The sequence below is a fragment of the Actinocorallia herbida genome (assembly GCF_003751225.1).
Lineage (GTDB): Bacteria > Actinomycetota > Actinomycetes > Streptosporangiales > Streptosporangiaceae > Actinocorallia > Actinocorallia herbida.
Map to the genome: position 1 here is coordinate 5,265,452 of NZ_RJKE01000001.1, position 13,151 is coordinate 5,278,602.

Annotated in this window: 14 protein-coding genes; 8 read left to right on the plus strand and 6 right to left on the minus strand. The window is 71.9% G+C overall.

Annotated elements, in window-relative coordinates; translation table 11 throughout:
- Nucleotides 1-3: 3 nt before the first annotated feature.
- On the minus strand, nt 4-216 hold the full coding sequence (locus tag EDD29_RS23890) for a 2TM domain-containing protein (RefSeq protein ID WP_123666552.1): 213 nt from the start codon (nt 214-216) through the stop codon (nt 4-6).
- 117 nt (nt 217-333) lie between these two features.
- On the opposite strand from EDD29_RS23890, the gene EDD29_RS23895 reads away from it, so the two are divergent.
- Nucleotides 334-1,122, plus strand: a complete 789-nt coding sequence (locus EDD29_RS23895; RefSeq protein ID WP_211359867.1) for an alpha/beta fold hydrolase — start codon at nt 334-336, stop codon at nt 1,120-1,122.
- Nucleotides 1,123-1,202: 80 nt separating this feature from the next.
- Nucleotides 1,203-2,414, plus strand: a complete 1,212-nt coding sequence (locus EDD29_RS23900; RefSeq protein ID WP_123666553.1) for an MFS transporter — start codon at nt 1,203-1,205, stop codon at nt 2,412-2,414.
- A 181-nt stretch (nt 2,415-2,595) separates the two neighbouring features.
- On the opposite strand, the gene EDD29_RS23905 is transcribed toward EDD29_RS23900, so the two are convergent.
- The gene (locus tag EDD29_RS23905; protein ID WP_148086068.1) at nt 2,596-3,900 is read right to left on the minus strand and encodes a S1 family peptidase; all 1,305 of its coding nucleotides are present in this window, start codon (nt 3,898-3,900) and stop codon (nt 2,596-2,598) included.
- A gap of 93 nt (nt 3,901-3,993) precedes the next feature.
- Between EDD29_RS23905 and EDD29_RS23910 the strand changes: the two genes are divergently transcribed.
- The gene (locus tag EDD29_RS23910) at nt 3,994-4,554 is read left to right on the plus strand and encodes a hypothetical protein (RefSeq protein WP_148086069.1); all 561 of its coding nucleotides are present in this window, start codon (nt 3,994-3,996) and stop codon (nt 4,552-4,554) included.
- Nucleotides 4,555-4,684: 130 nt separating this feature from the next.
- On the opposite strand, the gene EDD29_RS23915 is transcribed toward EDD29_RS23910, so the two are convergent.
- Nucleotides 4,685-5,338: a TetR/AcrR family transcriptional regulator gene (locus EDD29_RS23915; protein WP_123666556.1), complete on the minus strand. Its 654-nt coding sequence runs from the start codon at nt 5,336-5,338 to the stop codon at nt 4,685-4,687.
- 160 nt (nt 5,339-5,498) lie between these two features.
- On the opposite strand from EDD29_RS23915, the gene EDD29_RS23920 reads away from it, so the two are divergent.
- The 4 genes from EDD29_RS23920 to EDD29_RS23935 all read left to right on the plus strand — a co-directional run bounded on the left by EDD29_RS23920 (nt 5,499) and on the right by EDD29_RS23935 (nt 8,175).
- On the plus strand, nt 5,499-6,590 hold the full coding sequence (locus EDD29_RS23920; protein WP_123666557.1) for an alpha/beta fold hydrolase: 1,092 nt from the start codon (nt 5,499-5,501) through the stop codon (nt 6,588-6,590).
- Nucleotides 6,591-6,856: 266 nt separating this feature from the next.
- On the plus strand, nt 6,857-7,015 hold the full coding sequence (locus tag EDD29_RS45635; protein ID WP_170201223.1) for a hypothetical protein: 159 nt from the start codon (nt 6,857-6,859) through the stop codon (nt 7,013-7,015).
- A 180-nt stretch (nt 7,016-7,195) separates the two neighbouring features.
- A complete protein-coding gene (locus EDD29_RS23930; protein WP_123666559.1) occupies nt 7,196-7,534 on the plus strand; it encodes a hypothetical protein in 339 nt (112 codons plus the stop codon).
- 122 nt (nt 7,535-7,656) lie between these two features.
- A complete protein-coding gene (locus EDD29_RS23935) occupies nt 7,657-8,175 on the plus strand; it encodes a hypothetical protein (RefSeq protein ID WP_123666560.1) in 519 nt (172 codons plus the stop codon).
- A gap of 126 nt (nt 8,176-8,301) precedes the next feature.
- On the opposite strand, the gene EDD29_RS23940 is transcribed toward EDD29_RS23935, so the two are convergent.
- Both EDD29_RS23940 and EDD29_RS23945 read right to left on the minus strand, forming a co-directional pair.
- Nucleotides 8,302-8,880: a DUF6668 family protein gene (locus tag EDD29_RS23940; protein ID WP_148086070.1), complete on the minus strand. Its 579-nt coding sequence runs from the start codon at nt 8,878-8,880 to the stop codon at nt 8,302-8,304.
- A gap of 397 nt (nt 8,881-9,277) precedes the next feature.
- Nucleotides 9,278-10,315 (minus strand): LysR family transcriptional regulator, encoded by a 1,038-nt coding sequence (locus EDD29_RS23945; protein ID WP_170201538.1) that lies wholly within the window; start codon nt 10,313-10,315, stop codon nt 9,278-9,280.
- Nucleotides 10,316-10,507: 192 nt separating this feature from the next.
- On the opposite strand from EDD29_RS23945, the gene EDD29_RS23950 reads away from it, so the two are divergent.
- Entirely contained in the window at nt 10,508-11,485 is a 978-nt protein-coding gene (locus EDD29_RS23950; protein ID WP_123666563.1) for an alpha/beta hydrolase fold domain-containing protein, read from the plus strand.
- A gap of 370 nt (nt 11,486-11,855) precedes the next feature.
- Here EDD29_RS23950 and EDD29_RS23955 read toward each other — a convergent pair whose 3' ends face one another.
- Nucleotides 11,856-13,061, minus strand: a complete 1,206-nt coding sequence (locus EDD29_RS23955) for a tetratricopeptide repeat protein (protein WP_123666564.1) — start codon at nt 13,059-13,061, stop codon at nt 11,856-11,858.
- Between the last annotated feature and the right edge of the window lie 90 nt (nt 13,062-13,151).

Sequence of the window (13,151 nt, forward strand, 5' to 3'; positions counted from 1 at the left end):
GGCTCAGCTCCCCGTGCGCGTCTTGGACGACGACACCGCCAAGGCGTGGCAGGCCAGCCCGACGCCCCAGCCGAGGGCCGGCCACAGGGGCCAGAAGAAGTGCTCGGGCGTGACGGTCCACCACACGATGATCTGGGCGGGAATGGCGATGGCGTAGGCGATGGCGTGGGCGCGCAGGCCCCATTTCACGGCGTTCTCGCTCTTCGTGGATCTCATGCCGCGAACGCTAGGACGCGGCACTTGACGTCCACTGGATCGGCCGTTCAGTGGGCGTCAATCGGGCCTCCGCACCATGGCACCCGAGATCGAACACCACGGTGAAAGGTGCACATCATGACGACTCGCCGAGCGGTACTCGCCGGATCCACCGCGATCGCCACCGGGGCGCTCCTGGGGACGGACACGGCGGCGGCAGGCCCACGGCCGGAGGCCAGGCCCACGGTGGTACTCGTGCACGGGGCGTTCGCCGACGCGTCCGGCTGGAACGAGGTCGCCTCCCGCCTCGTCCGCGACGCCTATCCGGTCCTCGCCCCGGCGAACCCGCTACGCGGCGTCGCCTCCGACTCCGCCTACCTGGCGGACGTCCTGCGGACCCTCCCGGGCCCGATCGTCATAGCGGCGCATTCCTACGGCGGCATCGTCGCCACGAACGCCGCGGCCGGCAACCCGAACGTGAAGGCGCTCGTCTACGTCGCCGCGTTCGCCCCCGATCAGGGCGAGACGCTGCTCGGCCTGCAGACGAAGTTCCCCGGGAGCCGCCTCGACGAGGCGGCGCTGGACTTCCGCCCCTATGGCGACGGGAGCGTCGACGGGTACATCAAGCGGGACTCCTTCCCCGACGTGTTCGCCGGAGACGTCCCGAGGGCCACCGCCGCCTTGATGTGGGCCACCCAGCGGCCGGCCGACGTGCGCACCCTCGGCGAACCCTCCGGCCCGCCCGCCTGGTCGACCATCCCGTCCTTCTACCTGGTCGCGCGCCGGGACCAGGTGCTGCCCGCCGAGGCGCAGCGGTTCATGGCCGAGCGGGCCGGGTCGCACGTCCGGGAGGTCAATGCCTCGCACGTCGCGATGGTCTCGCAGCCCGCCGTCACGGCCGACCTGATCCGGCGCGCCGCCCGCTGACCCCGCGTCGCGGACGAGGGAGGCGTCGCCGTCCTCGGTGACGCCTCCCCTCGTCCGCGCTGACCATCGAGGAAGAGAAGATGCACCAGCAAGCCTTCGACGACCGGCGCGAGCGCGGCCGGCACACCCGCGACCCGAGACCGGTCCTGTTCGCGCTCGCCCTCGGCACCTTCGCGATCGGCACGGGCGAGTTCGGCAGCAACGGCGTCATCCAGCTGTTCGCCGCCGACCTCGCCGTGTCGATCCCGGTCGCCACCCACGCGATCACCGCCTACGCCCTGGGCGTCGTCATCGGATCCCCGGCGATCACGCTGCTCGCCGCGCGCGCCGACCGGCGCGCCCTGCTACTCGGCCTCATCGTGCTCTTCCTCGTCGGCAACGGCCTTTCCGCGCTCGCGCCGAACATCGCCGGCCTCGTCGTCTTCCGGTTCGTCGCGGGCAGCGTGCAGGGCGCGTTCTTCGGCGCGGGGGCCGTCGTCGCCTCCTACGTGTACGGACCCGGCCGAGGCGGAAGGGCGTTCGCCACCGTGATGGCCGGCCTCACCGTCGCCACCGTCGTCGGCTCTCCGCTCGCCGCCTTCGTCGGCCAGCACGCCGGATGGCGCGCCATGTACTGGACGGTGACCGGTCTCGGCCTGCTCGCCGGTGCCGCCCTCCTGGCCTGGCTCCCCCGCACCGACGACCTGCGCGGCGGCTCCGTCGCGGCCGAGCTGAGCGCGCTGCGCCGGGGCGGCGTCTGGCTCATGGTCGGGGTCGCGGCGCTCGGCATCTCCAGCATCTTCGCCGTCTACACCTTCATCGGCCCGTTCGTCACCGACGCGGCACGGCGCGACGCCGCGCTGGTGCCCGTCGCCCTCGCCGTCTTCGGCGCCGGCATGGCGGCCGGCAACCACTTCGGCGGCCGCCTCGCCGACCGCTACGCGCACCTCGGCCTGACCGGAGGCTACGGCGGCGTCCTGGTGTTCCTCGTGCTGATCGGCACGGCCGGAGCCGACCTGCGCGTCCTGCTGCCCTGCCTCTTCGGCGTCGGCGCCACCATGATGCTCGCGATCCCCACGATCCAGGTCCGCCTGACCGCCCTCGCCCCGAACGCCCCCACCCTGGTGGGCGCCCTCAACCTGGCCGCACTCAACCTGGCCAACTCCCTCGGCGCCGTCGGCGGCGCCATCACCCTCGCCGCCGGCTGGGGCCCCCTCTCCACCGTCTGGGCCGGCTTCGCCCTGACCTCCGCAGGCCTCCTCCTCTACACCCTGACCCTCACCCACCGGAAACCGACGAGCCCGCTCCGGTGACCCCCGCACCGCCGCGGTCCTGGACGACGGGAGCGCCCAGGACCGCGGCGGACCTGCGAGAGCTTCCCTTGACCGGAGATCGGGCGAAGAGCCGCGCATGGTCCGGCCGACCGAGAAGGCCGACGGCCGGGAAGGGCCGTCGGGGCACGGCGTCGGGATGTCGGCGGCTTCGGGTCGGTGGTCAGTGGACGCGGACCGTCCAGCCGTTGAGGGCACTGGGGACCAGGGAGACGAGGGAGACGAGGTCACGGCGTCCTTCGCCCTCCCACATGCCGCCCTTGGTGATGCCCGCGGCCGCGCCGCCGGAGAACCAGGGGCCTCCGCTGTCCCCGCCGTCGGTGATCTCGGTCTCCATCATCATGAGCCTCGAGGCCGTGCCGGCGGCGGTGGTGACGGTGATGCCGTGCTTGCGGATCGCCGTGCAGCCGCGGCCCGTCACCGTGCCGAACTTGCAGAGGGCACGGCCCGCGTAGAGTTCGGAGAGCGGCATGACGCTCGTCACGTAGCGCTTGGTGCTCCAGTCCTCGTAGAAGGTGTCGGTGGCGCTCATGGTGCCCGGACCGAACCGGGAGAAGTCCCCGTAGGCGCCGACGTGGCGGAGCTTGGAGTACACGTTCGTCGTCGATGAGCCGTCGCCGCCGTGCAGCTGGTAGATCATGTACCAGCTGCCGACCTGCCCCACCGGGACGCAGTGCCCGGCGGTCATGGGGCTGTAGACGCCGTCCTTCTCGATGTTGAAGCCCGCCGTGCACTGGCTGCCGAAGCCCCGGTCGAGGTACCCGCCGCCCCGCAGCCAGCCGTCGTGGTCCTCGACGTCCGGGGCCGTGTCGACCTCCACCTCGCCCGTGTACGGGTCCGCCGAAACCGCGTAGGAGCCGCCCTTCTCCGCGAGGTCGGCGGCCTTCTCGTCGACCGCGGCCTGTACGTCCTCCCCGCTGTAGCCCTTGTTCGCCTCGAAGTCGATCGGCGCCGGCACCTTCTTGGCCTGTGCGACCACGTCCGCGGGCACCTCGCCTTCGAACGCGACCCAGCCGCGGCGGACGCCGTCGACCTCGCGGATCGCGTACCCGGCGTTGGTTCGGGGGTATCGCTCGGCGATGTAGCGGGCCAGGACGGTGAACTGGTCCTCCCACCCGTACTCGTCGACGATCTTCTCCAGGGGCAGGCCCTTCTCCTTCGCCATCAGCTCGAAATCCGCGAACCGCATCGCGTCGATTCCGTCGACCTCGGCGTCCGGGTAGTCGGAGTCGGAGACCTTGGGGAGCCTGCCGAACTCCGACCTCAGTTGCGCGCCGAGGGAGACCCCGTTCGCCTTGGCACGCTGCTTGACCTTCTCCAGTTCGGGGCGCTGCGCCCGCGGCTGGCTCGCCGCTTCGAGCGAGAAGTGGACCGGCTCGTCCGCCGGCGCGCCCGCGGCGGGGGCGTGAAGGGCGAGCACGGTGAGGGCGGTGAGACCGAAGAGGAAGTGAAGGCGGAGGAGGCGCATGGGCCACATGCTTGATCATTTCATCGGGAGATGACCACCCCATGTCCGTCTCCGGCCATCCGGCCGCTCCGCCCCACCCCTAGACTCCGCCAGGTGCCGCTCACTCGCCTGACCGCCGCCCTCGCTTCGCTCGCGCTCGGGCTCCTCGCGGCGTGCGGCGCGCGGACCGGGCCTGCCCGGGACGCATCGCGCTCCCCGGGTGCGCGAACGCAGGCGCCCGCCGTGGAGCTCACCTCCCCCACGGTCGACAAGACCGACCTTGTTCTTGAAGCGGGCCAGACCAGACGTTTCTGGAACACCTGGTCCATCTCCTATGAGGGCCTGCGTCCCCACCGAACCGACGGCACCGGCACCTTGCCCGGCGGGAGTGCCCAGCCCCACGCCTGGATCGCCGACCTCACCATCGGCACCCTCATCGACGACACGGTGCGCGTCACCCCGACGCTCACCGTCCGCTCAGGCGAAGACGCACCCGGGAGTTTCGGCGGATTCCTCGACCAGGCCGCGGCCGCCGACATCGCCCCGACCGAGCCCGTCGCCTTCCACGCCCTCATCGGCACCCGGTCCGCCGACGGCATCGTCCTCACCCTCGACCTCGGCCTCCCCGGCCAGCCCCGCATCACCCTCACCACCCCCGAGAACCCCAAGCCCTGAGCCTCCCCCGGTGAAACCCGGCAGGGGTCGCGGCAGATGCCGTCGGGGGCGATCCGGGCCTTGAATCCGAGGCGTCCGGAAGGGAGTTCTTTCTGGCTCACTCGTCCCTCCGGGCGGGTGAGCCGACGCGCTACGCGGCGGAGTGGGCGCGGATCGCGGCGTCGAGGTCGGGCAGGGGGCGGGTGCTGATGTCGTGGGCTTCGGCGGAGCTGACGCCGAACATGCGCAGCAGGTCCTCGGTCACCTGGTCGGTGGCTTCGGCGTCGTCCCGCTCGGGGTGGTGGTGCAGCAGCCGGGCGAGACCGAGGGCGGCGCCCGCGACGGTCACCATCGCCAGCTCGGGGTCGCGCACGGTGAAGCGGCCCTCGCGGGCGGCGTCCTCGATGTCGCGGCGGGCGCGGGGAGCGAGTCCGTGGTCCGAGGTGGTCAGTTCGAACCCGAAGTGGAGCACCACTTTGCTGAGCTCGGGCCGCCGGCGGTGCAGGCGGCCGGTCAGCCGGAAGCTCTGCGCGAAGACCTGCGCCGGGTCGGCCAGGTCCGCGGTCAGCTCGTCGAGCAGCGCGCCGTGGGCTTCCAGCGCGGCTTCGAGCGCGGCCCGGAAGAGCTCCTCCTTCGTCGCGAAGTGGTTGTAGAACGAGCCCATGCCCACGTCCGCGGCCTGGGTGATCTCCAGGACCGGTGCGTTGGTCCGGCCCGTCGCGATGAGCGCCTGCGCGGCCCGGACGAGGGCCGCACGGGTGTGGGCCTTGCGGCGCTCCAGCCGGCTCGGGGGCTGCTCGGGCATACGTCTCCTTCTGTCGTTCCGTCATCCAGCCTAGGCCAGCTGAGGAAATCGTCAGAACCTATTGACTGAGGTGATCGTCGTGACTGACGATATCGTCACAAATCGGCCGACCCCCCGGCTGCCCGCGACGCCGCCCCGGTTCGCACAGAGGAGAAGCAACATGAGCGCATCTGACAAGATCTCGCGCCGCCACGCACTGGCGGCAGGCGCCGGAGCGCTGGGCGCCGGCGTCCTGGCGAGCGTGCTGGGAAGCGGCCCCGCCCGGGCGTCCGCCCTCACCGAGGACGGTTACTGGCATGCCCGGGTGGACGCGGCCGGCTACTGCGCGAAGACGGCGCAGGTCGGCGGCGTGAACTTCAGCTACCGCGAAGGACCGGCGAACGGCCCCGCCCTGCTGCTCCTGCACGCCCAGCAGGTGGACTGGTTCTCCTACAGCCGCGTCCTGCCCGACCTCGCGGCCTCCTTCCACGTCTTCGACGTCGACTACCAAGGCCACGGCACGACCACCACGACGGTCGGCTACCCGATGAACGCGAACCGGATCGGCACCGACCTCGCCGCGTTCATCGAGTCCGTGATCGGCGGGCCCGCATACGTCACCGGCAACTCCTCAGGCGGCCTCCTGACGACCTGGCTCGCGGCCAACCGGCCCGACCTCGTCACCGCCGCGATCCTGGAGGACCCGCCGCTGTTCGCCTCGGAGTACCCGCGGATCATGAAGACCATCGCCTACCGCGACTTCGCCTCCAGCGCCAAGGGCGTCGCGCAGAACGTCCAGGACTTCCTGCTGTTCTGGATCTCCGACAACAAGGAATTCATCACCCAGAACATCGCCCCGGGAGCCGTCTTCGTCCTCACCGAGACGATCAAGGCCAAGCGCCTGCTCAACCCCGGAGAACCCGTCGAACTCGCCATCATCCCCGACGACACCGTCCGCCTCTTCCTCCGCGGCATGGACCACCAGTACGACCCCCGCTTCGGCGCGGCCTTCTACGACGGCAGCTGGAACGCCGGCTTCGACCACGCCACCGCACTGGCCGACATCACCGTGCCCACCATGCTGATGCACGCCAACTACTCCTGGGTCGAAGGCGACATCCTCTACGGCGCCATGGACCAGAACGACGCCGACAAGGCCATGTCGTACCTGCCCCACGGCATCTACAAGCGCGTCGACGCCGGCCACGTCACCCACCTCGACAAGCCCCAGGACTTCATCGACACCCTCACGGGCTTCTTCACCCGGCACTGACCACCTGCCCCACGAGGCGCCGCCCGCACGCACGGTCCCGGCCGCCGACGCCACGGCGGCACGGGTCCGAGCGCGGGCCACCACGCCAACGCCCGGGTCGCGGTAGCGACGACACCTGTCAGACCGGAATCGTCCGATCTTCATGACGACGTCGACACGACCGCAGCGGTCACCGCGGGAGTCCCCGGCGTGGATTCATGGTCCGAGCAGACGGAGTCCGGTGCCTCCACGGACCGGACCAGGACCGAACCAGGACCGGCCCGGCCGTGGCCACCGCGGCAGCGCCATCGGCCGTTCTGATCGTCGTTCTCGCGCGGATGCACGGCAACTCGATCACGGAGGAGGCACTGCGCCAGATCTACCGCGTCGCGGTGATCGTCATGATCGTGGTCATGGCCGTCAGGGGGCATCTGGGCGGCGACTAGAGGCGGTGGGCGTCGGCCGGATGCCGGGCCGGTGGCCGGGGACCAGGCGGGAATGCTGAGACGGATGGCTCTGGCGCGGCCGTTCTTGAGGATCGACAGGTTGGCGGTGGCGATGCCGACCCGGTGCGCGAGTCCGGCCGGCGTCGAAGGAGAATGTCTGCACGACACCGCAGGTGACGTGTGTCCCTCGACCTGAAGATCTCGATGAGCCGACCCGGTGGACCGGCTGAGCGCCCGCCGGTTCTTCGTTTGGCGGCCTACGTGCTGTTCGGCACTCGGGTGCCGTTCCGTCACCGCTTCTGGGTTCGTGACGACGTCCTGCGCAGCCGCTTCTACCGGACACGCGGTGCGGCCGCGCGCCTGGTGATGGTCTTCCTCGCCGTAGAGGTCTGCTCTCTCGGCCTGTCCGTGTTGTTCGCCCTGACCCGAATTCGGGTCAGGGCGCTACGGAGGGCGGTGATCGTCGCCGAGGACGGACGTCGAGCCGCCACTCGCGGTCTCCTCCATCGCGTCAGCTGAACGCCGCTCGCGCGTGTCGGTCCCGGGTGGGTCGGGACGGGGCGTGACCGGTGCCCCTGCTGCGCCCGGGGCCTGTCTTCTTACTATCGCCGGAACACAGGACGAGGTGGAGGAGACGGCGAATGAAGGTGTTCGGAGGATCGTGGAGATCCGTGCGGCGCGGGCTCGCCCGTGTGCTGGCGGGGGCGCTGGTCGGCGCGGCGATGGTGGCGGTCACGCCGACCGCCGCGTCGGCCGACCCCACGGGCTACGAGATCGTCAACACGGCGTCGGGCGAGTGCCTCGACGGCACCGGCTGGTACGTCACGGTGGCCCCGTGCGACGGGCGGCTCGCCCAGCGCTGGGGGAACTCCTGGGGCACCCAGTCGTACACCAACGCGGAGACCGGGCACCGGTGGTGCCTCTTCCGCGGCATCGGGGCGCGGACCGAGCTCAGGGACTGCATCGAGTCCACCAACGCGCCCGACTTCCTCGGCAGGTGGTGGAGGCCGACGGAGTTCCCGGAACTCAGCCTCCGGATCATCACCAGGGCCACCGTCCCCAACGCCGTCCGCGACTGCCTCACCAAGTGGGGGACCGACGCGGCGATCCTGCCGTGCGTCGGCACCGCTGAGCAGAACTGGATCTACCGCGGCCCCTGAGCCGACCCGTCGGCCCGGCCCGCGGGCCGGGCCGACCGGGAATCCGACGGATCGGCTCCTGGAACGGTGAGACCATCTCCAGCGGCATGAGCGGTTGCGGGCAGGGCTACGTACGGGGCGCAGCGTTCAGCGTGGGTCGCCGTCCTCCTGGTTGGCCCACCGGAGCGAGTCGGCCCAGTGATCGTCTTCCATGCGTTCCAAGTCGTCCTGCAGTGTCTGCAGTGACTTGGGCGGGCGCATGTCGGCAAGGCTCTCACCCAGACGCAGTTCCGGCATGTACTCGATATCCCAGATTCGGGGGAACGCCCGCCGGAGGGATTGCCGTACCTGAACCAGATGCCTGGGCAGGCGGCCGGGGGCCCAGGAGACGAGCGCGAGACCGAGCAGGCGGACGCGGGCGCGCAGTCGCGGGTCCTCGGCGTACTGCCTGGCGGCGGCCCCGGCCGTTCGGAGGCCTTGCACGTCGGGGTGCGCGACCAGCACGACCTTGACCGCGCCGGTGTGGGGAATCGGCCAGCACCTGCCCCCGTCCCTGGCTTCGTGGGCGGTGTGGGACAGCGTGGTGGTGCCGGCTCCGCCGTGGCACCCCACGAACCAGATGCCGGCGGGAGCCTCGTCCAGCCAGGCGACCGGCAACCCCGCCGACTCGCGGACGGCCGGTTGCGCAACGTTCTGCTTTTCGTTTCTCCGGTGACGTGGCGGCATTGAGAAAAGAGCCTTCTTACTTCTTCGGTGCTGGCACTGCGCGATGTGCGGGAATCAAGCAGCATAACGGGAATCATGGACAGGGCCACCTGAAGAATGTCCGCTGTGCGGCATTTGTCCGGCTCGGCCCGGCGGGCAGGATCGCCCTCGGCTCCTCGCCCCGGCGATGCCGCGTGATCCGCGGCACCGCCGGGCCCCGCTCATCCCTGGTGAGCGCCGCAGCGGGCACAGAACTCCAGGAGCAGCCGCCCGAACTCGGGGTCGAGCGCGACGTCTTGCCGAAGGAACCGACGGATGGGCCGGGTTCTCCCTGACGACGCCGCTCAAGAGCGCCGTCCTCATCCTGATCTCACGCGCCGAAGCGGCTCTCGAGGCGGCGCGCACGGATCCACCCCGCCTAGCGCGCGGTGGCCGGGGGGTGGGGTGAGGTGGCGATGCGCCAGAGGAGGAGGGTGGTGGCGGCGCGGGCGTGGCCCGCCGGGGAGAGGATGGGGTAGCCGAGGCGGGCTTCGAGCCAGGCGACGCGCTGGCCGAGGGTGGAGTGGTGGAGATGCTGGCGGCGGGCGGCCTGGCGGAGGCTGCCGTGGCTCAGCAGGGTGTCCAGGAGGCCGGTGACCCACGGGCGCTCGGCGCGGAGGCTCTCCAGGAGCCGGACGTCGGGGACGGCCGCGGCCTCGGCCGGGTCGAAGCGCTCGGCGAGGGCGGCGAGACTGCCCAGGTCGTCGAACCAGACGTGGGCGGGGCCGCCATCGGCGGGATCGACGGCGAGCCGCAGCGCCAGGCCCGCGTTGCGGTGCGCGGTGGGCAGGTCGGCGGCGGTGCAGCGGACGAGCCCCGCCGGAACGGACGCGCTGAGCAGGCCGTCGACCTGTTCGGCCCGCACCAGGGCGACGCGGCGGCCGTCGATGATCGGACCGGGAGGCAGCTCCGCCGCCGCGCCGACGGGCGTGGCGACGACGACGAGGTCGCCGTGCAGGCCGAGGTGGCGCAAGGCTTCGGCGCGGTCCACGGGCGTGGACGCCGGATCGCACGCCAGCCGGACCGCGGCCACCGCCGGATGACCGGTGCGCGTCTCCTGGACGACCGCGTGCACGCTGCGGGCGCACCGCTCCAGGACGAGGTCGTCCAGCGGGCCCGGGTCTCCGTCGCGCTCCAGCCAGACGGTGGTCCGCTCGCAGCGCGCGGACGGGGCCGCGGCCGGTGGGCCGTGCCTTCCGTCGTCGGCCGCGGGCCTGCCCTGGGCGTCGACGCGCAGCCGCAGTCCGAGTGCCGCGTCGTGCACTCCGGCGCCCGACGCGGTGAGGGCGGCGGCGGCCCGCAGCAGGGCCGAGACCGAGGCCTTCCGGTCGAGCAGGGCGTCGAAGTGCGAGATCACGCGCAGGGCGCTGGCCGCGTCGCCGTCGACGACCGCCAGCCTCGTGATGAGATCGTGCATGGAGCCCCTTCCCGCGAGCCGCACCGTCCCGCCCATCGATACCGCTTCACCGGGGAGAACGCCAGACGCCGCGGCATGCCGAAGCGCCGGCGCGCCGGGTGGCGGGCGCGGGACGCCGCCCTCGCGACGGATGGCGGGTGCCCGTCCCGTCCGCGATCGGCGAGGCTTTCGGCTTCGAGGAAGGAGCATTCCATGTCAGAGACCACCCCGTCCCGTCCGCCCTTCGACCCCGAGCTGGTGCCGGTGATCGAGGCTCAGCGCGCGGTGATGCCGCCGCTCGGCGCCGACACCCTCGGCGCGCTGCGCGATCTCATCGCCTCCGGCCTCCCCGGTATGCCGGAGACCGACCTGACGGCCGGCGGAGCCGTCGTCGTCGAGGAACTGACCGTGCCCGGGCCCGAAGGCGCCCCGGAGATCGCCCTCACGGTCCTGCGGCCCGCCCGGGAGACCGGCCCGCTGCCGGGGATCTACCACGTCCACGGCGGCGGCATGGTGATGGGCACCCGGCACGTGGGCCTGGCGGGCTTCGTCGGGTACGTCGCCGAGGGGCTGGCCGTCGCGGTCTCCGTCGAGTACCGGCTCGCGCCCGAGCACCCCGACCCCGCGCCCGTCGAGGACTGCTACGCGGGGCTGCGCTGGTTCGCCGGCAACGCCGCCGCGCTCGGCGCGGATCCCGAACGCCTGATGATCCTCGGGGGAAGCGCCGGAGGCGGCCTCGCGGCGGGGACCGCGCTCCTGGCCCGCGACCGCGGCTTCCCCCGCCTCACCCACCAGGTCCTCATCTGCCCGATGCTCGACGACCGCATGACGACGCCCAGCTCCCGCATGCTCGACGGTGAGGGTGTCTGGGACCGCGACGACAACCTCTTCGGCTGGACCGCCCTGCTCGGCGACCGCCGCGGCACCGAAGCCGTCTCCTGCTACGCGGCCCCCGCCCGCGCCGAGGACCTGTCCGGCCTCCCCCGCACCTACCTCGACGTCGGCTCGGTCGAGACCTTCCGCGACGAGGCGATCGATTACGCCCTGCGCCTGTCCCAGGCAGGCGTCAACGTCGACTTCCACCTGTGGGGCGGCGGCTACCACGGCTTCGAAGCCGCCTCCCAGTCCGCGATCGCCCAGGCCTCCGCCGCCACCCGCGACGAGTTCCTCCGCCGCGCCCTGGAGACCTGACCCCTGTCGCGTCCGTCGGCCCGGGGCCCGGATGATCGACCCGGGCCCGGCGGTCTCCTCGGCGGGGAACAGGGGGCCGGGCGGGTGGGGGTGTGCTCGGCTCTGGTGACGTTGGGATCCTGGCGCAGTGCCCTGGCCTGGGTCGGAACCTCGATCCAGTGTCAGGCTCCGAGTGCTCTCCCGAGACCCGGCCGGCGGCAACCGATCATCAGCGCTGCCGAGCCGAGGCGACACCCGGACAGGAGTACGGATCCCGCGCCGCTCCCGGCCCTCCACGGCGGTCGGCCACCGTGTGCCGGACGACCGCGGGCCCGATCGGTGAGCCGCACCGTCGCGGCACACCGCCGCAAGCCGGAGTTCGCACCAGGCTCTAGATCTCTCGAAGGATCCGCTGAGCCTGCTCACGGAGCGGGTCTCCGCGCGGGACGACCTTCCGTAGGGCCTTGGCGGCCCTCCTGGCCGTCCTCTTGTCGGCCGGGTGCCCGCCCGCCTCGTAGCGCAGCCGGTGAATCCAGCTCATCTCATAGAGGCGATCCGGAATGTTGTGGTCGTTGCCGGGGGTCAGCGCCCATGCCTCGTGGATCCGCTGGGTGGCCGCTTCCAGGTGCGCCGGGTCGCCGGACTCGGCGAAGGACACCGCCAGGGCGACCGCGAGTTCCCCCCGCCGGGTGGCGTGCGTCGATGGGTGCTCGTCATCCGCTGTGGCGGCGACCGCCCGCTCCAGTAGTTCCACGGACTCCGCGATGACCTCCGGGCCGGGAATCGTCTGGTGGTAGAGCCTCAGGCTCCGGCCGAGGTTCGCCAGGTGCATCGCGTGATCCTCGTGGTCGGCGGGGGTGTGCCGTACGGCGGATCGCAACAGCTTCACGGCCTCGTCGAACGCTTCGGGGTCGCCGTTTCCCGTGAACGCCAGCTGTCGCAGCCACGCGAGTGAGGACAGCCGGCGGGCATAGGCGTCGTGGACGGGCTCGGTGCGTTCCACGAGCGACTCGGCCAGCTCGATCGCCTCGCCCAGGTCGTCGAGGTGCCCGGTGCGCCCGTAGCGGGCGCTCAGCAAGCTGATCAGGTTGCTCTCGTAAACGCGCAGGTCGAGTCCGCCACCCGCCGCCATCGCGTGCCGCAGCAACGCGGCGTTCTCATCGATCCACGCCAGCGGGGCGTCCTGCGGTGTCAGGATCGCCCTCCTGTTCAGCGGGTCGAGGTTCTTGGCGTTGCCGAGGACCGGAGGTTCGAGGGCCGCAGCGTCGATCTCGGCCTTCGCTCGGAGTGGCTCCGCACCGCCGCGCTCGCGTGCCGTATCCAGCAGACGCTCGGCTTCGCGTGCGTCGGACTCGTCCCCGCCGGCGACGTGCCGCGCGTAGAAGAGCAGGCCCGCCATGGTGACGGCCCGCAGCCACGGTTCGCGAGGTGGGACGCCGCGCCTCGATCGCGGCATGGCCTGAACGACGGACTGCAGGGCCTCCGCGTCACGCACTCCCGCGCGCAGCAGCAGGTCTGCGGAATCACGCTTCTCGACCCACCTGCCGATCCTCCCGCCGACCGCCTCCAGGATCTCCTCGAACTCCACCAGGTACACCCAAGGCCTCCTGACCGCCACGTCGCGCGGCCATCTTCGACGCATCCATGATCACCGGCAATCCCCGGCCGGCGGCCGACTCCGGTCGCA

Coding starts and splice junctions, on each gene's coding strand:
- EDD29_RS23920 (WP_123666557.1), top strand. CDS start 5,499: ATGAGCGCATCTGACAAGATCTCGCGCCGCCACGCACTGGCGGCAGGC.
- EDD29_RS23890 (WP_123666552.1), bottom strand. CDS start 216: ATGAGATCCACGAAGAGCGAGAACGCCGTGAAATGGGGCCTGCGCGCC.
- EDD29_RS23950 (WP_123666563.1), top strand. CDS start 10,508: ATGTCAGAGACCACCCCGTCCCGTCCGCCCTTCGACCCCGAGCTGGTG.
- EDD29_RS23915 (WP_123666556.1), bottom strand. CDS start 5,338: ATGCCCGAGCAGCCCCCGAGCCGGCTGGAGCGCCGCAAGGCCCACACC.
- EDD29_RS23900 (WP_123666553.1), top strand. CDS start 1,203: ATGCACCAGCAAGCCTTCGACGACCGGCGCGAGCGCGGCCGGCACACC.
- EDD29_RS23895 (WP_211359867.1), top strand. CDS start 334: ATGACGACTCGCCGAGCGGTACTCGCCGGATCCACCGCGATCGCCACC.
- EDD29_RS23935 (WP_123666560.1), top strand. CDS start 7,657: ATGAAGGTGTTCGGAGGATCGTGGAGATCCGTGCGGCGCGGGCTCGCC.
- EDD29_RS23945 (WP_170201538.1), bottom strand. CDS start 10,315: ATGCACGATCTCATCACGAGGCTGGCGGTCGTCGACGGCGACGCGGCC.
- EDD29_RS23940 (WP_148086070.1), bottom strand. CDS start 8,880: ATGCCGCCACGTCACCGGAGAAACGAAAAGCAGAACGTTGCGCAACCG.
- EDD29_RS23905 (WP_148086068.1), bottom strand. CDS start 3,900: ATGCGCCTCCTCCGCCTTCACTTCCTCTTCGGTCTCACCGCCCTCACC.